Raw genomic sequence first — 17,615 nt, forward strand, 5'->3', positions numbered from 1 at the left:
CTCCTTATTCCGCAGGCACGGGCAGCGCCGCGCCGTGGTCGCCCGATCCCCGCCCTCGCCGTGCGGCAATCCGGTCGCCGAGCGCGCGGCAGACGACGTAGAAGGTCGGCGTGAAGATGAGGCCGAAGGCGGTCACCCCGATCATCCCGAAGAAGACCGCGGTGCCGAGCGCCTGGCGCAGTTCCGCCCCTGCCCCGCTCGCGATCAGCAACGGCACCGCGCCGAGGATGAAGGCGAAGCTGGTCATCAGGATCGGACGCAGACGGTCGCGCGCCGCGCGCACCGCGGCATCGACCGGCGACAGCCCGTCCTGTTCCTCGGCCTGCTTGGCAAATTCGACGATCAGGATCGCATTTTTCGCCGCGAGCGCGATCAACACGACAAGCCCGATCTGCGTCAGGACATTATTGTCCATCCCGCGCAGGTTCACGCCGACCATCGCCGCGAGCAGGCACATCGGCACAATCAGGATGATCGCCAGCGGCAGCGTCAGGCTTTCATATTGCGCCGCGAGAACGAGGAAGACGAACAGCACCGCGAGCCCGAAGACGATCCCCGCCGTGTTCGCCGCCGCCTTTTGCTGGAAGGCGATGTCGGTCCATTCGGTGCCATAGCCTGCAGGCAGGGTTTCGGCCGCGAGCTTTTCCATCGTCGTCAGCGACGCGCCCGACGACGAACCGGGGGCGGTGTCGCCGTCGATCTCGACCGCAGGGAAGAGGTTGTAGCGCGTAACGCGATACGGCCCCGTGCGATCCTCGAAATTGGCGACCGAACCGATCGGCACCATTGCGCCGGAATTCGACCGCGTTTGCAGATTGGCGATATCGGCCACGGTCTGGCGATGCGCCGCGTCGGCCTGTGCGGTGACGCGATAGGTGCGGCCGAGCAGGTTGAAGTCGTTGACGAACGCCGACCCCAGATAGACTTGCAACGCTTCGAACACGCGCTCGGGCGGGACGCCGAGAAGGTTGGCCTTGGCGCGGTCGATGTCGGCAAAGACGCGCGGATTGGTCGCGTCGAAGAAGGTGAAGACATTGGCGAGGCCCGGCGTCTGCCCGGCCTTGCCGATCAGGTCGCCCGACACTTTGGCCAGCGCTTCATAGCCATGGCCGCCGCGATCCTGCACGATCATCCGGTATCCGCCCGCCGAGCCGATCCCTTGGATCAGCGGCGGCGGGATGATCACGATCTGCGCGTCGGTGATATCCGCGGTGTTCGCATGCGCTTGTGCCAAAATCTCCTCAAGCGTGACGCCGAGCTTCTTCCGCTCGGCAAAACTTTTGAGCGGGAAATAGGCGGCGGCCGAATTGGGGGCGAGCGTCTGCGACGGGCCGTCGAAACCCGCGAGCATCACCGACCCCAGCACGCCATCGACGGGCAGCACGCGCTGCGCGACCTTTTGCAGCACCGCATCGGTGCGCTCGACCGAAGCGCCCGAGGGCAGCTTGGCAACGATCAGGAAATAGCCCTGATCCTGCGCGGGGATGAAGCCCGTGGGGGTTGCCCAGAACAGGCCGACGGTTGCGACGATCAATCCGGCATAAGTCGCCATCATTTTCTTCGGCGCACGCACCAGCCGCGCGGTGAGGTCGGCATAACCGCTCGCCATCCGCTCGAAAGCGCGGTTGAAAGCATCGCCCGCGCGGCGGACGAAGCGCATTCCGGCGCCCTCGCCCACCGGCTTCGCATGCGGTCGCAGCAGGATCGCCGCCATGGCGGGCGAGAGGGTGAGCGAAAGGATCAGCGAGATGATCGTCGCGGTCGAGATGGTGACCGCAAACTGCTGATAGAAAGCGCCCGACAGGCCGGTAAGGAACAGCGTCGGTACGAACACCGCGCAGAGCACGAGGACGATCGCGACGAGCGCCGCCGATACCTCGTCCATCGAGGTACGCGCCGCCTCGAGCGCACTCATCCCCTTCTCCAGATTGCGTTCGACATTTTCGACGACGACGATGGCATCGTCGACGACGATGCCGATCGCGAGCACCATCCCGAACAGCGACAGATTGTTGAGGCTGTAACCGAAGGCCGCAAGCACCGCGAAAGTGCCGATCAAGGAGACCGGAATCGCGAGCACCGGGATGATCGCGGCGCGCCATTTCTGGAGGAAAACGAGGATCACGATGACGACGAGGATCACCGCTTCGAACAGCGTATCCATCACCGCGTCGATCGACTGGGCGATGAACTCGGTCGGATTATAGATGACGCGATATTCGAGGCCCTTGGGGAAGCTTTTCGATGCCGCCGCCATTTCGGCCTCGACCGCCTGTGCGGCGGCGAGCGCGTTCGATCCCGGACGCTGGAAGGTCGCGAGGATGACGGTCGGGTCGCCCGACAAATAGGTGTTCGAATTATAGTCCGAGGCACCAAGCTCGACGCGCGCGACATCGGCAACGCGGACCTGCCGGCCGTCGGCATCGCTGCGGATCACGATATTGGCGAAATCCTTGGGGTCGGTCAGGCGGCCCTGCGTTTCGACGTTGAGCTGGAAATCGCTGCCGTTCGCGTAGGGCGGCTGGCCTAGCGAGCCCGCCGCGACCTGCACATTCTCACGCCGCAGCGCGGCGACGATCTCGCCCGCCGTCAGGTCGAGCGCCGCGGCGCGGCCGGGGTCGATCCACACGCGCATCGCATAATCGCGATTGCCGAACAGCCGCACGTCGCCAACCCCGTCGATACGGCTGAGACGATCGCGAAGCTGGGTCAGCGCATAGTTGGAGATATAGGCGCGATCGAGCGACTTGTCGGGGGACACGAGGTTGACGATCAGCAGGAAGTCGGGCGACGTCTTGCGCGTCACCACGCCGAGCCGCTGCACCGTTTCCGGAAGACGCGGCGTTGCGATCGCGACGCGGTTCTGCACCAGCACCTGCGCGGCATCGAGGTCGGTGCCGATCTTGAAGGTCGCGGTGATCGTGACATTGCCGTCACCCGTCGACTGGCTGCTCATATAGAGCATGTTGTCGACGCCGTTGATTTCCTGCTCGATCGGCGCCGCGACCGTTTCGGCGACGGTTTCGGCCGACGCGCCGGGGTAGCTCGCCGATACGGTCACCGTTGGCGGGACGATGTCGGGATATTGCGACACGGGGAGGCCGATATAGGCAACCGCACCGATGATGGTGATGATGATGGCGAGGACCGCCGCGAAGATCGGCCGGTCGATGAAGAAACGCGATAGGCGCATGGGAGAGCCCCTGTCTGAAAAATACTCTGGTCATCCCCTCCCGCATGCGAGAGGGGCGGCGAGCCCCGGACCGGATCCGGGGCACAGCGGGGAGGGTTCGTCACAGGCCCTCCCCGACACCTCCCGCAAGCGGGAGGGGAGGAATTTACCGCGCGAAAGTCGCCTGCGCCGACACCGGTTCGGTCGCGGTCGCAGTCGTTTTCGGCGCCGTCGCGGCGATGCGGCCAGACTTGGTCACCGCCTTTTCGCCAGCGCGCGCAAACTGATAACCGGTAACGACGACGCGGTCGGTCGATGTCAGTCCCGAACGGATGACGCGCAGGCCATCGACTTCGGGGCCAAGCTCGACCGGCTTGGCCGCGACCATGCCATCCTTGCCGACGGTATAGACGATCTTGCGCGCCTGATCGGTCTGTACCGCTGCGGCGGGGACAAGCAGCGCCTGCACCGTCTGACCGGTCGAGAGGCGCATGTTGCCGAACATGCCGGGCGTCAGGAACATCGACCCGTTGTCGAAGCGCGCGCGGGCGCGGATCGTGCCCGAGCGGGGGTCGATGCCATTGTCGGTGAAGTCGAGCTGGCCTTTCCAGCGATAGCCGGCTTCGTCCTGCAGGCGGACCTCGACCGTTGCGCCCTTTTCGGCGCCGTCGCGCTTCGACTTCAGGAACAGGGCTTCGGACCCCTGGAAAGTGAAATAGATCGGATCGAGCGCGTTGATCGTGGTCAGCAATGTGCCGCCCGAATCGCCTGCCGACACAAGGTTTCCGGCGTCGATCAAGCGGTCGGAAATGCGGCCGCTCATCGGCGCACGGACGATGGTGAATTCGACGTCGAGCGCGCGCGCCGCGATGCGGGCATCGGCGCCGGCGAGTGCCGACGACGCCGCCTGAACGCGGGCGCGGAGGCGGTCGATCTCGCTTTGCGACACCGCCTCGATATCGACGAGCCGACCCGCGCGCTCAAGCTCGAGCCGCGCGAGCGCAAGGTCGCTGCGCGCGCTCGCCGCCGCCGCGCGCGCTTCGGCGAGCGATGCGCGATAGGGCCGCGGATCGATGGTGAAGAGCGGCTGCCCCTGACGCACGATCTGGCCGTCGGTAAAGTGGATCTGCGTGATCGCTCCCGCGACGCGCGGCCGGACCTCGACCGACTTGCTCGCCTCGAACCGGCCGATATATTCGTCCCATTCGGTGATTTCGCGGGCCAGCGGCGCCGCAACCGTCAGCACCGGCGCGGGCGCGGCGGCAGCGGGCGCGGCGCCATCACGCAGCAGCCAAAATGCGCCCGCAACCAGAACCAGCAACGCCGCGATCCATGCGACCCGGCGTTTCCTGCCGGGGTCCAGCAATTCCTTCAGTTCGCGGCGGATTGTCGCATCGGCGGGATCGATTTTTTCGATCGGCGTGTGGACGGTCATGGCGATGCCCCTTCATTTTATGTCGGTCAGGTCGGATGCGCAGCGGCGCACGGGTTCGCGGTCCCGAAGGCGCCCCCTCGGTCCAATGTCTTGGCAATGATCATGGGAACGGCGCAGCGCCGCCCTCGCCGCGCATTTGTGTCGGGCACAAATGCGCGGGCATTTTGTTTATTCTCGGTTGGCAGGGCCGCCGCGCCGCGTGGCGCTGGCGGCGGAAATCATCCCGACCGCCGCAGGAACGGTGTGCGGCGGTCGGTCGGGGGGAGAGGCTGGGAAAATTCAGGCATGTCGGCGCTCCTTCGGCAAACACCAAAAGATGCGCCGACACGGGGAGAGTTATCTTTATATACTGAGTGGTATATAATCCGTGCTGCGCTGCGTCAAGCGCATTCCATACCGGTCGGTAAAAATTTTTCTTCTAGCGTCCCGGCCACAGCTTCAGGCTGGTTTCGACCAGCCGCTCGAGCTGGGCGCGGGTTGCCCCGGCGCCCGCCTGCACGGCCATGCCCTGATTGACGGCGGTCAACAGCGCGGCGAGCCCTTCGGCGTCGACGTCGGCCGGAAAATCGCCTTCATCCTTCGCGCGTGCGAAGCGAGCGAGCATCGCGCGCTTCGCTTCGGCACCACGTGCGAGCACCGCTTCGCGAATGCACTCGGCCTCGGCACCGCACGCCACCGAGGTGATGACGCCCAGACAGCCATTGGGATTTTCCGGGCAGCAGTACATGTCGAGCGCGCCATGCATCAGCCGTTCGGCAACGCCGCGCGCGGTTGGCGCATCGAGCGCGGCGCGCATATAATCGGCCTTCTCACGCTCATAGAGATCCAGCGCCTTGTTGAAGAGCGCCTCCTTATTGCCAAAGGCGGCATAAAGGCTTGGCTTCGTGATCCCCATCGCGTCGGTGAGGTCGGCCATCGAGGCGCCCTCATAACCCTTGCTCCAAAAGACGCGCAGCGCCGCCGCGAGCGCTGCATCGACGCAGAATTCGCGCGGACGCCCCTTGGTCGCCGGATGAGTATCTATTTCCATAACGGGCGGTATATATTTTGCCTTGGCGCAAATGTCCAGCCGCTGCGGCGATCAGGCAAGATGCGTGTCGATCGGCAAGCCGCTTTTCAGCGTCAGCGTCACCGGCGTGCGCTCGGCCACGTCGGCCAGCCGCGCCTTCTGCGCATCGTCGAGCCGGGAAATCGTCAGCGTGCGATCGATCCGCCGTTCATCCTGGCCATACAGCCGCAGCGCAACTTCAAGCGATTCGAGCGGCCACTCCTTGCGGTCGGCATACATGCGCAACGTGATCGCGGTGCACGCACCGAGGCTGGCGAGCAGCAGGTCGTAAGGCGCAGGCCCCATACCCTGCCCGCCAAGCGCGGGCGGCTCGTCCGCCACGATGCCATGACCGCCGACAAGGATTTCGGTGCGATAGCGATCCCGGCCAATAGTGGCGCTACCTTGGGCCATGGCGGTTCTCCTTCGTGCGCGTAGACCGGTCGACACCAGAATTTTCTGCATACCCCCTCAAGACGCGGTCCAGACGCGGTGCGCGGAAGTTGATCCTTAGGGGCAACACCCGTCGGCCTCTAATTGTGGCTGGATGAAAGACGGGTGTCACGTCAAAAAATACGGCTGAAGCCGGACCATTTGCTCGCTCTCAGTCAAAATAGATCGTTCATCATGCAGGCTTCTGGCGACCACCAGAATCACAATCGCTATCTCAAATCAATGGCTTCTGACCCTAGAACTGCTTTTGAATGCCGACCTGAATGGAGCGGCCCAGCGGATCAATCTCATAACGCCGGTATCCTGTCGGAACACGACCGTTGGCCAGTGTGACGCGGCGGTAATTGTCGAGCAGATTCTGGACATCGAACGTAACACGAAGCCTGGAAAGCCATGATTTTCTGCCCGATGCCGGCAAAAGGCGCTCGGGCTCGACGAAAAGCCCGAAATTGAACTTCGCCGTTGCAGGATAGAAAAAATCCCCCTGGCCGTCGGGGCGCGTCGCATCGCGAACGCGAGCCTCGCTCTGCCAGTTTCCGTTGAGATTGGTACCCAAGCCCCGCCACCCGGCATTGAGCTGCAACGCCAGCGTGTGACGGGACTGGCCGCTGTCGCCGCGCAGCCGGTCGAGAACCGGAAGTCCGGGCGCGATCAGCTGGTCGCTTCGCAGCTGCCAATCATGGGTGAGCGACATCGTTATTTGCCCATCGTCCCATATCCGCGCCTTCGGCGCCGCACCCTCGGCCGCCTTGGGCTTGCCCGCGAAGAACAGCGTGACGCCGCTGCTCAGTCGCGACAAGAAGTCGCGTTCGATCGAAATCGGGCGCGTGTCGATCGAAACGAGACGCCCGTCGGCATCGCGGACGATCCGGTCCGCATAAATGCGCTCGGTCGTGGGAGTAAGCTGCGGAAACGGGGCGACCCCGCCCCGTCCGACCTGCCGCTGATAGTCCGTAGTGAAGGTTGCCAGCTGGCTGCCGAAGGGGCGCAACGTCGCGCGGAGCGAAAGCATGCGCTGACTGCCGCTGCGAAGGTCGGGGTTGCCCCCGGATATCCAGACCAGTTCGGCCGTTTCCTGGCGGAGATAATCATAAAGGCGCATCGTGGTTTCGGTTCGCGGCGCGTGGAGAAGCTCGGCGGACAGCACCATCTCCGAATAGATCAGCGACGCGCGCAGGTCGAGCGCGGCAACAGGCGACCAGTTGAGCCCCGCCGTGTAGCGCGATCGCCTTTTTTCGTCCGAAGCGATGTCGATGCCGCCGCCGAGATCGACCGAAATATTGCCGACCGCACCGAGGACGTCCTTATCGCGACTGGTGACGGGGATAGCCAACGACAGCTGGGTCGTGAGCTGGTTGCGCCGAAACGCGCTCGCGGGCCCCTCGCCGCTCTGGGACCGCAAGACGCTGCGATTACCGCCGATCGTGAGGTTCGAGGTCAATGGTCCCGCTGGCAGCGCAGCGACCGCCTTGTTGACAAATAGCTGGACATTCCAGTTGTCGCTTTTCGACCAGCTCCGGCGGCCCGCGAGCGACGCGCTGTTTTCGAACAGATTCTCGCTCCAGTTTCGCCCGTAGCTGGCGGAAAAGCTGGTCTGAAAGCCGCCGATCGCTCCTCCAAATGTCGTCGAGAGATTGAAGGATCTTGAATCCTGCCTGTCGTGTAACAGCCGGTCACCGTCACGTCCGAGCAGGCCGAGACTCCCGTTCACGGCAGCGCCAAGGCTCAGCGACCCAGAAAAGTCGCCGATCGGGCGCGTGACACCCGCGGTGAAATCTACACCGCGGGTCGAGGGAAACAGACTCTTGTAGTGGTCTTGCTCGTCGGAAAGCAGCCGGCGCTCGCTGCGCAGCAAGCGGCGCGCGCGCGACAGACGCACGCCGGCATTCCAATAGGTCGGTCCGTTGATCGCGACGCGGTTCGCTGAAAGCGTTTCCGCGTCACGCCCGCCAGCGGTCGGCAGCGTCAGCTCCCCGCCGAAGGTCCAGCTTGCGAAACGTGGCTTGAGTACGAGGTTCACGACGCGCCGGTCGGCCGGATAGCCATAACGTGCCGCGGCTTCGGGGGGCAGGATCGCCAGCCGGTTCAGGGCTTCAGGCGGAAAGCCTTCCATGCCCGTCGACTCGCCGACCCGTTTTCCGTTGACAAGCAGAACCGGCGGCTTGTCCGGGCCATCGATCAGCGGGGCGAGGTCGCGTATCAGTTCGCCGATGGTAAACGCGCCATAAGCGCCGATCCGTTCTTCATCGAGTTCAGTCTCAGGCTCGACCAGCGCCTCGCCGCGGCGCGCCGTGACGACGATCTCCCTCGGGTCGGCATCGACCGGCATCCCCGACACGACAGGTTTTTCGATTTCGTCGGCAGGCTTCACACCCGCACCCGATGCAGGTGCTTGCGCATCGGCGCGGCCGGCACCCGCGACACATAGAAAGGCCGCGATCAACGAAACCGGCAGGCAAAATGGTCCGCGACGGGTCGGATGTTCCCGCGTGTCAGCGACAGCTTCATGGAAATTCCGAAGCATCAAAATTGTCTCGCAATCAGATAAGAAGGCCATTCACCTCCCGACAGCGATCGCAAACGAGATCACGGAAGGTTGAGCGACCCCGGAGACTGGGTGAGAGTTCCCCTGATCTTACACGGAGGGGTGCCGGGAAGGTCCGACCGTGGATCCTGAAAGGTGACGGTCCGCGGATTTACGGTGCCGCCCCAGATGAATTTGAGATCGCCGAAACAAAGGCCGAAAAAATTCATGCCGACATTGGGCACGACGACCAACGGAAGACTTGTCGTATCAAGAGGAGTGCTGGGAAGACCCGTGAAAGAGATAGCCGGGCAAATGGCGCTTCCAGTGATAACTGCCGAATTCAACCTGGGAACGCCGGCGTTGACGTTGATGACAGCGGTCAGCGTGCAAGATACCCACGCAGGCAGATTCTTTTTGATCTCGATCGTTCCCGCGAAGGTGTGATTTCCATCCGGACTGGCCGCCCGGGCCATCCCCGGACTGGCCAGGGCAGCCAAGGTTGCGACAAGAACAGTCCATTTTGTCATACCATCTCTCCTTTGAAACAATACCCCGGCTCCCAAATCGCGCCGGGGATATGCGAAAGCTGCGACAAAAAACGGACGCCCTGGCCGGACGCCCGCCAAGTGGGAGCCCGCCATCGCGTCGCGATAGCGGTTCCGGGAGGAGGCGTTAGAGATTGAGCATCGTAGACGTGTAGAACTCCCATGCCTGAAAAATTCGGGCACCCGCTGGCAGCAGGTGCCCGAAAAATCTCAATCGCCGATCATCTTTGAACAGCGACCGCAAGCGGAATTACGGGAGGCTCAGCCACGGAGCAGCCGTCTGAGTAAGGGTCCCCTTGATCCGGCAAGGGGTTCCCCCGCTACCGGGGATATTCGAGGTTCCATCCACAAAAGTAATGCTGGGCGGCGGCCCGGCGTTCCAAAGAACAGCGAGGCTTCCACTGCATGTGCCGGCGGGGAACGTGATATTCACGCCAACAGCAGGCACAACAACGACCGGCAATCCTGTAGTATTGAGAGCACTGCTAGGAAGACCAGTGAAGCTGATGCCCCCGCACACGCCGCCACCGCTGACCGTAGCCGACTGCAATACGGGAACACCACCTGTGACCCTGACGACGGCGGTCACTGTGCAGGACGTCCATAGCGGCAAACTCTTTCGAACCTCAAGCGTCCCCGTAAAGGTGTGATCGCCATTCGGGCTGGCTGCCTGAGCAATGCCTGGAGCGGCAAGCGCAAGCGCTGCCGCGCAAATAACAGAGAACTTCTTCATATCAACTCTCCTGTTAGATTTTTTTATAACAAAACATCAAACGAATCGATGCAAAGTTAGAATAATATCCCTTTAAATATTAGTCAATATTAAATAATAGTTCACTATTAAGAGAATTAATACTTATTAATTATTTAGTATAAAAATCTTCTGCGCAGAAATGTGATTTCTGCGCTATCAATTTTATTTCTGAAATTTTCAGTGTTATTCGAAAACCAATTGAGAAAACCAATTCACATTCCGGGCCCAAAAAAGGGGCAAACGCTTAAGTGCCGCATTCGCAATGCCCTGCCCCTCGCACTTTCGCGGGGGACCGGGGGAGGCGTGCGGCGCGCCCTGTCGTCAGAACCGCTTCGTCGCGCTGAACCCGATAATGCGTGGGTCGAGCGTGAAGACGTTGGTGCTGAGCAGGGAGTCGTCGCTATTGGTGAAAGAGTCTGTGATCGGCGCCTTGTTGAAGACGTTTTTGACATAGAGCTGCAGCGTAAAATCATCCGCCGGCCGCGCGAGTGTGATCGCGAGGTTGACATTGTCCCACGCTTTCAAGCGATCATATTCGGTGTTGTAGACGCGCGCGAAGCTCTTTGACTGGCGGTAATAGTCGCCGCGAAAGGTCAGTTCCCAATCGCCCCCTTCGATGAAGGCGGTATATTGCGCGCCCAGATTGAAGGTCATGCGAGGCGAGTTGGGCAATTCGTTGCCGCCCAAGTCAGCAAAGAAGCCGCGCCCGCCGTTGGGGGCGCCGCTGACCTGGCTGCGCCACGCATTCGGATTCGCCGGATCATAGGGCACCAACGCACCAACCGTAGCGGGATTATACGCCGCAAAGGGATCGTAAGCGAAGCCAAAAACCGATGCGTAATAGCTGAGCGCATCGGCGGGATCGAAGCTGCCTGCAAGTATTTTGGATTCACCGCATAAGGCGTAAAAGGCCTCATAAAACGAAGCGGACGGATCGACTTGCCGGATCCGTTCCACATACGCGCGCGGCGCAATGCAATTGGAGGGAACCTGAAGGAACGGCCTGACAATGACCCAATCGTCATCACCCTGTGTGCGATTCATGACGTCGATCGATTGCGAACCGCTCTTCAAGCGGGTCTTCAGATAGCCGAGATTGGTATCGACGCGGAAAGCGCGAGATGGCCGCCAGGCCGCTTCGAATTCCAGCCCCCAGCTCGTCGCATCGAAATTTTCGTTAAGGGCAATCCGGTCCACAATCTGTGAGACCTGATAATCCTTGTAATCATAATAGAATCCGGTGGCGTTAAGGGTGAAGCGCCCGCCATCGAAACTATTCTTCATACCCACTTCAAAGGCGTTGACATACTCGGCCTTGAACGTCGGAGAAATATCAGAAAACTGGACGTTTACGTCGGAGATACCGGGGCGCGCAGGATTGGCCCCGCCACCTTTGTACCCACGCGAAGCCGACGCATAGACCAGACTGTCATCGGTAAATGACCAGTCCGGTTTCCAGTCGATCACCAGCCGTCCGGTCGGCTTTGTCCAGCGCTGAGCGAGCGGGTCATTGGCCTTGTATCCACCGCTGACGGTGCCGCCGCTGGCTCCGGTTACACCCCCACCCAGGAGAAGCTGGCTGGGATACAAGACCGCGCTCTTGCTGTCGCGGGTCAGGCGCAGCCCGGCGGTAACCTTCACATTTTCGGCAACGTCCCAATAGGCTTCACCGAAAAAGCCCCAACTCTTGGTTCGCACATCGTTACGACTGCGAAAGTAATTATGCCCCTGCTCGTCAAGCAGACCAACAGGATTGGGATCAATGTAGATACAATCGCGTGTCGTTACAGCGGGTCCGCAATCGGAATATTCAAATTCACTACCAAAATTGCCGCTTTCATTCCTGTTGTTCCGGTTATAGGCGATGAAAGTATAGAGATTGTTGAAAACGAAATAATCGTCCTGCGATTTGAAATCGAGATAATTGACGCCAAGGTTGAAATTGAACGGCCCGTCGAAATCCGATTGCAGGCGGAATTCCTGCGACCATTGCCGGTTGCGCGACCGGCTGAGATCCATCGAAAGGATCCGGTCCGAACATCCGAGTTGCGGGTCGCAAAATATCCCGCCCGGCGCGGCGTGGGACTGGTCGATCGGCATGGGCGGCTCCCCGAAGACCAGTGGCGGCAGCGGCGGGGGCAGCGGAATGATGATCTGCGGCGGTCCGTTGACCAGTCCCGAGGTGTCGTTGAATATCGGTGCCGATACGTAGCGGTTATAATCCTGCGACGAAAAATATCGATCGCGCGCATAGGCGGTCTGCGACACAAATTTCACCGCATCGGTAACGTCGAATTCAAGATTGGCTTGGAACACATCATTTTTGGCCCGGAACACCGGATCGATGCTCGTCGCAATCTCGCGCAGATTACGCGATTGCGCGGCACCCGCGAAGGGATCGCCGGGCCTGAGACCAGGGGCAACGGTACTTGTGCCCGGAATATAGCCCATCTTCACATAGCCACTATTGCCCGCGACCACCGCCGCAAAGCCGCTGGCGTTGGGGGTGCCGTAAGCCGCATCGTCGTATAGCGAGCCGGGCAGACAGCCTTGGCTGAGGCGCCCCTGAATATTTTCCGGAACGGCAACGCCGCCTATCGTCGCCGGGCCGGGGTCACGCGTGCAAAGCTGCTTCCCTGTGCGCGACCGGTTGTCGTCTTCCTCGAAATGCTGCCAGATGACATTGGCCCGGAAGCGGTCGCTCGGTTCCCATGCGACAATGGCCCTGGTCGACCAAAGGTCGCGGTCATTGACGCGCCTCTGCGTAAATGTGTTGTAGTCGAAGCCGTCACGGCTCGTCAGCGCGCCCGACACGCGAAAGGCCAGCGTGTCGGTGACGGGCACGTTGATCATGCCCTGCGCGCGCATCGACTTGAAATTGCCGACCTCGACCTTGGCTTCGAGACCGAAGTCCTGTTCGGGAAGCGCCGGAATGATATTGACCACGCCGCCTGTTGCGTTCCGGCCATAGAGCGTGCCTTGCGGGCCCCGCAGAACTTCAACGCGGCCGATATCGAAAAATTCCGATTCAAAGAGGCGGTTGCGGATCAGCGGGGTATTGTTGAAACTGACAGCAACGGCCGGATCGGACGATGCCGAAATCGCCTTGGTCCCGATCCCGCGGATCGAGATATTGTACATGCTGAAATTGGCTTTGGAGAAGTTCATGTTCGGAACCGCGCGCAGCAGTTCCGCTCCCCCCTCGATCTTGTGATCGTCGAGCGCCGCAGACGACAGCGCCGTCATCGCGATCGGCACGTCGCCGATCTTCTCTTCCTTCTTCTGCGCCGTCACGATAATTTCGGCGCCATCGCTGATTTCCTTAGCGGGAGCCTGCGCAGCCACTGCGACCGGCGCCGCGCTCGCGAGTTCGACCGGGACCTGCGCAATCCGCCGCATCGGGCTGACGACGAAGATCTTTCCGTTGCGGCGATACGCCAGCCCTGTCCCGCGAAGCAATTCTCGAAGCGCCTCTTCGGCGCCCGCGCGCGAGCGAAGCGCCTCGCTGCGCTTGCCGCGCACCGCCTTGCCGTCGAAGATGACCTGCACGCCCGACGCGCGCGCAAAGGCGCGTAGCGCGCCGCCCAGATCCTGGGCCGGAATATCGAACTGCTGAATCTGGCGGGCCTCGGCCTGCGCTGGCGGCGACATAGCAACCATTGCGCCGACGGCAAGACTCGACAACCAATAGCGACGATTGGACATATTCTCTCCCTCTATGCGAGGGATCGATATTATTGCCCCCCTGTCATAAAGACGATCCAGCCGCCGATTTCAGCCCATAATTTTTATCTTTGACTATATTTTTCTTTATCGACCCCGGAACTTACTGTTTTGATCAAAATTCGACCGCTCGTTTCGTGTGCGGACAGCGGGTAGAGCGACGTCACGCCCTTGATGAAGCTGTCGGTATCGCCAGCATCGAACACGCCGTTGACAAGATGGCGGCCCGCGGCGGCATCGCCGAGGAGGATCGGCGACGTGGCGTAACGGTTGATCCGTTCGACCGCATCCACCAGCGGCATATCGACAAAATCGACGCGGCCGCCTTCCCAGCCGAGCGAGCGCTCGGCTTCGACCGGAAGAACTTCGGCGGCTCCCGACGAAAGATTGGCCACCAGTTCCTGCCCGGGTAAAAGCTGGGTCGCCGCCGGAGCTGGTCGCCGCACCTTCGCACTGGCCGCCGCGACGGCGCGCGGAACAACCGCGACCTGTCCTTCGAACAACAAGACCCGGAGTTGGCCGCGCAGCAACTCGACGCTGAAACTCGTCCCGACCGCCACCACCGACTGCGAACCGGCTGTCACGGTAAACGGCCGCAGCGGATCTTTCGCCACGTCGAACTTGGCCCGGCCGCGCTCGAGCGTGACCGCCCGCCGCTCATCGGTGAATGACACCAGCATCCGGCTGGCGGCATCCAGCGAGACGCTGGATCCGTCGCCGAGCCGGACGGTCCGCCGTTCGCCGACGGCGGTCGCATAAATGTCGGGACTTTCCGCCAGATACCAAGCGCCAATGCCCCCCATCAATGCGAACGCCGTCAACGCTCCGAAAGCGTGGCGACGGGTCAGGCTTCGTGAAGGTTGCTCATTGTGGTGTCGGGCATTTTCCATCATCGTCAACGCCTTGGCGCGGAGCGAGAGGAATCCAGGAAGTTCCGCGATCGCGTCAGTGCACTGCCATACCGCCACCATCTGTTCGAAACATTGAGCGTGGCGCTCGTCGGCGGCGAGCCATTCATCGAAATCGGCCTGCTCGGAGAGCATGAGCGGCCGTTCGGCAATTCGAAGACACCAGGAGGCGGCTCGTTCTTCCTGCATGGCAAAGCCGTCGTTATCGTTCTGCGGGATCATACCTGCGGCCTCATCCGGCGGGCAATAAAAACAAGCGCACGCGAAATATGCTTGTCGACCGTTCGCAGGTGAAATCCGAAATTGTCGGCGATCGTCTGCTTGGGAATATCCTCGACGCGGTGCAATATGAATATCTGCTGGGTGGGTTCGGGCAGCGCCTGAATTGCGGCCCACAGGACCGCAATGCTTTCACGCGCCGAAACGATTCGGAAGGGATCGAAGGGGTCGATGCCGGCGCTGCCTTCGCTTCGCGCGGCGTCGGAGAAATGCCGACGGACGAGAGCGTGGCGGGCACGATCTGTGACAAGATTCGCGGCGATCCGGAAAATATAGGCGGCACTTGTTTCTTCAATGTTCGCTTGCGTCCGCATCAGTCGTACGAAAACCTCCTGAGTCATATCTTCGGCCTCGGCCAAGCTCGCGACCCGACGCGAAAAAAAGGCGATCAACGGCGGCCGGAATTTCCGGGTCAGCCGTTCCAGTTCGGAGACAGATTCTGCTGCCACCCCGCTCCTCCCGATCTGTGTCCTACCTAAAACGTCCATCTAGGCAATATGCGCCCCACTTTATGAAGCGGAACGCTCGAATGACGTGGCGCAGGAAAGTCCATTGGGGTCAGGACTTATGTGACGGCCTTGTTCCGGGATTTCAGGCCGGGGCAGCAGGGGACAATGCCCGCTTCCTTCAAGGCATCGCAAAACCAGTCGGCCTCGTAGCCCCGGGTCAGCCAGAAGCCATTGTTCTTAAGGGAGGGAGCGGCCGCGCCAGTGTAGCCGATGCCCTGGCCGGCGGCCACCACCCCAAATCCTCCGCCCGACAAGGCAAGCCCGAGACGGGGCCGTGGAAGCGATTCGTCGAGAACGCCTATGACGCGCCGTCGCGGCAGCCGCGCTTCATATATATGCTCTTCTATATGCTCTTCAGCGGGATCGAAGTTGCTACCGCCGCAGCACTACCGGACTCGCATATCATGCAATCGCTACGCTTCGGCTCGACTGGCGACCTTGTGCACAAGGCACAGGAATGTCTGATCGCCAAAGGCATGCCGCTCGAAGTGCCTGACGGTGATTTCGGACGTGCCACGATTGAGGCGGTGATGGCGTTTCAGACGCGTGAATTCGGTCGCGGTTCGGCTGACGGCGTGATCGGGTCGAACACTGCGCAAGCACTCGGTTTTTCGCTGCCGATTCTGGGAGACATTTAGGGCGGCGATACCTTAACCTCTGCGGCTGCTCCAAGGCGCGTGTTCGTGCTTTCGTCTTGAAAGCAAACGTACGACCGACGGCCAGAATAGGCTACTCCCAAAACCTTAGCTGCAGAATATCGCCCAGAGACTCTGCCCCTTTTCGGGCTCAGTTCCGGACCAGGAGTCCGTTCGCGGAGATCGATGCGGGGCAGGAAAGACGCGCAATTGCGGGGTTACACGGGCGAAACCGTAAATATGCGGGTTCAGTGAATATGGTTGGAGGCCCGAGCCGGGCTTCTACAATCGAGGTATCCGGCGGCTTTCCAATGTCTAACCCGTCGATTCCGCCCAACGGGAAATCAAGCGGTTGCGGGGCATGTGTCTAACCGACGCAGGCCGTCTGTCAGGCAAAATAAAGCCCCCGCGAAGGCTGGCACCAACGCGAGGGCGAACCAAACCATAGCTCGGGATTGGAGTGTTCAGTGTATCGGTGATGCGGGGGCCGTGCAATGAGCATCGCCCTCACGCATGACGGCCTGCCAGAAGGGCAAGGTCGCTTCGATTTGCTGTCCGTGTTCGAGCAGGTCGCCAAATCCCACTATCGCCTGTCCAAGACCGCCATTGCGCTGGTTCGGCACTATGTCCTCAGAACATCGGATGAGGATTACCGCAAAGGCCGCGTCTGCGCCGTCTGGTCACAGGTGGTGACTACGGCACGGGCGATCGGCCTCACGCCCCGTTCCGTCAATGGCGCGGAACGGGAACTGGAAGATGCGGGCTTTCTGATCCGATCGACGGGAGGCAACGGTGCGCGTTATGGCGAGCGGCGTGATGGGCGGGTCATCTGGGCATCCGGCGTCAATCTGGCTCCGCTGATTCTCCGCTTCCACGAATTGCAGGACAAGCTGCAAGCGATCCGGCTGCGAGATCGCGCGGTCGATCAGTGCAAGGCCGAAATCCGTCAGATCAATCATGCCATCCGTTCGAGCGAACAGATGAACCTGCGCTCGATGGCCAATGAGATTTTGCCGCACGGGCGGACGGCGCGCATCACCGACCTGGACCGGCTCATGGCGATCAGGGATGCCTTGGCGGAAGTCCTAACCATGCTTCGCGATGGCGGCGGTGCGCAGAAAATTTCCGATGGATCGGAAGAAAATTGCGCACCCAATATACCACCAGAACAATCTTCAAAAACCTGTAGCGCCGGTGAGCCGTCGCGAACGCCCGACCTGTGCATGTCACCCCAGCAAGCCGCCATCATCGCTACCGACGAGTATCGTGAGGCTCTTCCGATGTTTGGCGGAACCACTTGGCCCGGCATTGTCGAAACGTCGTTCCATATGGCTATCCAGATGGGGATTGGTCAGCGGTCGTGGCAGTCCGCCTGCGCTCGCCTTGGACGCGAACATGCTGCCCTTTGCGTCATTATCATCCAGCGCAATGCCGTCCTGTCCTTTGGCCATCGCTACCACGCCCGCAAACCTGCGGGATGTCTGGCAGGGATGGTGAAATCCACTCTGCGCGGAACGATGAACCTTGCCGGGATGATCGCTGCGATCCGCGCTCGTAAGGAGGAAGAAAAGAAGACGGGGAGAAGAAGTTTTGAAGGATCGCAGGATAGCATAAATGACAGCATTTT

The 17,615-nt window shown here is 61.3% G+C and carries 13 protein-coding genes; 2 read left to right on the plus strand and 11 right to left on the minus strand.

Annotated features, from left to right (window positions below; translation table 11 throughout):
* Positions 1–4: 4 nt before the first annotated feature.
* From ACSYDV_RS20945 to ACSYDV_RS20990, 11 genes are all read right to left on the minus strand, one after another.
* Entirely contained in the window at positions 5–3,193 is a 3,189-nt protein-coding gene (locus ACSYDV_RS20945) for an efflux RND transporter permease subunit (protein WP_438325975.1), read from the minus strand.
* Positions 3,194–3,338: 145 nt separating this feature from the next.
* Entirely contained in the window at positions 3,339–4,607 is a 1,269-nt protein-coding gene (locus tag ACSYDV_RS20950; RefSeq protein WP_438325976.1) for an efflux RND transporter periplasmic adaptor subunit, read from the minus strand.
* A gap of 418 nt (positions 4,608–5,025) precedes the next feature.
* A complete protein-coding gene (locus tag ACSYDV_RS20955; protein WP_438325977.1) occupies positions 5,026–5,637 on the minus strand; it encodes a TetR/AcrR family transcriptional regulator in 612 nt (203 codons plus the stop codon).
* Positions 5,638–5,688: 51 nt separating this feature from the next.
* Entirely contained in the window at positions 5,689–6,069 is a 381-nt protein-coding gene (locus tag ACSYDV_RS20960; RefSeq protein WP_438325978.1) for an OsmC family protein, read from the minus strand.
* Positions 6,070–6,343: 274 nt separating this feature from the next.
* A complete protein-coding gene (locus ACSYDV_RS20965; RefSeq protein ID WP_438325979.1) occupies positions 6,344–8,551 on the minus strand; it encodes a porin family protein in 2,208 nt (735 codons plus the stop codon).
* 143 nt (positions 8,552–8,694) lie between these two features.
* A complete protein-coding gene (locus ACSYDV_RS20970; protein ID WP_438325981.1) occupies positions 8,695–9,162 on the minus strand; it encodes a PraA/PraB family alkane oxidation protein activator in 468 nt (155 codons plus the stop codon).
* Between the two features lie 268 nt (positions 9,163–9,430).
* Complete coding sequence (locus tag ACSYDV_RS22395) at positions 9,431–9,913, minus strand: PraA/PraB family alkane oxidation protein activator (RefSeq protein ID WP_497198774.1); 483 nt, start codon at positions 9,911–9,913, stop codon at positions 9,431–9,433.
* A 342-nt stretch (positions 9,914–10,255) separates the two neighbouring features.
* A complete protein-coding gene (locus ACSYDV_RS20975) occupies positions 10,256–13,639 on the minus strand; it encodes a TonB-dependent receptor (protein WP_438325982.1) in 3,384 nt (1,127 codons plus the stop codon).
* Between the two features lie 83 nt (positions 13,640–13,722).
* Positions 13,723–14,787 (minus strand): FecR family protein, encoded by a 1,065-nt coding sequence (locus ACSYDV_RS20980; protein ID WP_438325984.1) that lies wholly within the window; start codon positions 14,785–14,787, stop codon positions 13,723–13,725.
* Complete coding sequence (locus ACSYDV_RS20985) at positions 14,784–15,332, minus strand: RNA polymerase sigma factor (protein ID WP_438325985.1); 549 nt, start codon at positions 15,330–15,332, stop codon at positions 14,784–14,786. Before ACSYDV_RS20985 ends, ACSYDV_RS20980 begins: the two co-directional genes overlap by 4 nt.
* Before the next feature lie 77 nt (positions 15,333–15,409).
* Positions 15,410–15,583 carry a hypothetical protein gene (locus ACSYDV_RS20990; RefSeq protein ID WP_438325986.1) on the minus strand — a complete coding sequence of 58 codons (174 nt, stop codon included), beginning with the start codon at positions 15,581–15,583 and terminating at the stop codon, positions 15,410–15,412.
* 105 nt (positions 15,584–15,688) lie between these two features.
* On the opposite strand from ACSYDV_RS20990, the gene ACSYDV_RS20995 reads away from it, so the two are divergent.
* Complete coding sequence (locus ACSYDV_RS20995) at positions 15,689–15,991, plus strand: peptidoglycan-binding domain-containing protein (RefSeq protein WP_438325988.1); 303 nt, start codon at positions 15,689–15,691, stop codon at positions 15,989–15,991.
* 491 nt (positions 15,992–16,482) lie between these two features.
* A partial coding sequence (repC, locus tag ACSYDV_RS21000) for a replication initiation protein RepC (protein ID WP_438325989.1) occupies positions 16,483–17,615 on the plus strand: 1,133 nt, incomplete at its 3' end.

It is taken from the genome of Sphingopyxis selenitireducens (assembly GCF_051550705.1).
Taxonomy (GTDB): Bacteria; Pseudomonadota; Alphaproteobacteria; order Sphingomonadales; family Sphingomonadaceae; genus Sphingopyxis.

Excerpts from the sequence above, each read along its gene's own strand:
- ACSYDV_RS20950 (WP_438325976.1), bottom strand. The coding sequence starts at position 4,607 with ATGACCGTCCACACGCCGATCGAAAAAATCGATCCCGCCGATGCGACA.
- ACSYDV_RS22395 (WP_497198774.1), bottom strand. The coding sequence starts at position 9,913 with ATGAAGAAGTTCTCTGTTATTTGCGCGGCAGCGCTTGCGCTTGCCGCT.
- ACSYDV_RS20975 (WP_438325982.1), bottom strand. The coding sequence starts at position 13,639 with ATGTCCAATCGTCGCTATTGGTTGTCGAGTCTTGCCGTCGGCGCAATG.
- ACSYDV_RS20955 (WP_438325977.1), bottom strand. The coding sequence starts at position 5,637 with ATGGAAATAGATACTCATCCGGCGACCAAGGGGCGTCCGCGCGAATTC.
- ACSYDV_RS20985 (WP_438325985.1), bottom strand. The coding sequence starts at position 15,332 with ATGGACGTTTTAGGTAGGACACAGATCGGGAGGAGCGGGGTGGCAGCA.
- ACSYDV_RS20980 (WP_438325984.1), bottom strand. The coding sequence starts at position 14,787 with ATGATCCCGCAGAACGATAACGACGGCTTTGCCATGCAGGAAGAACGA.
- ACSYDV_RS20995 (WP_438325988.1), top strand. The coding sequence starts at position 15,689 with ATGCTCTTCTATATGCTCTTCAGCGGGATCGAAGTTGCTACCGCCGCA.
- ACSYDV_RS20960 (WP_438325978.1), bottom strand. The coding sequence starts at position 6,069 with ATGGCCCAAGGTAGCGCCACTATTGGCCGGGATCGCTATCGCACCGAA.
- ACSYDV_RS20970 (WP_438325981.1), bottom strand. The coding sequence starts at position 9,162 with ATGACAAAATGGACTGTTCTTGTCGCAACCTTGGCTGCCCTGGCCAGT.
- ACSYDV_RS20945 (WP_438325975.1), bottom strand. The coding sequence starts at position 3,193 with ATGCGCCTATCGCGTTTCTTCATCGACCGGCCGATCTTCGCGGCGGTC.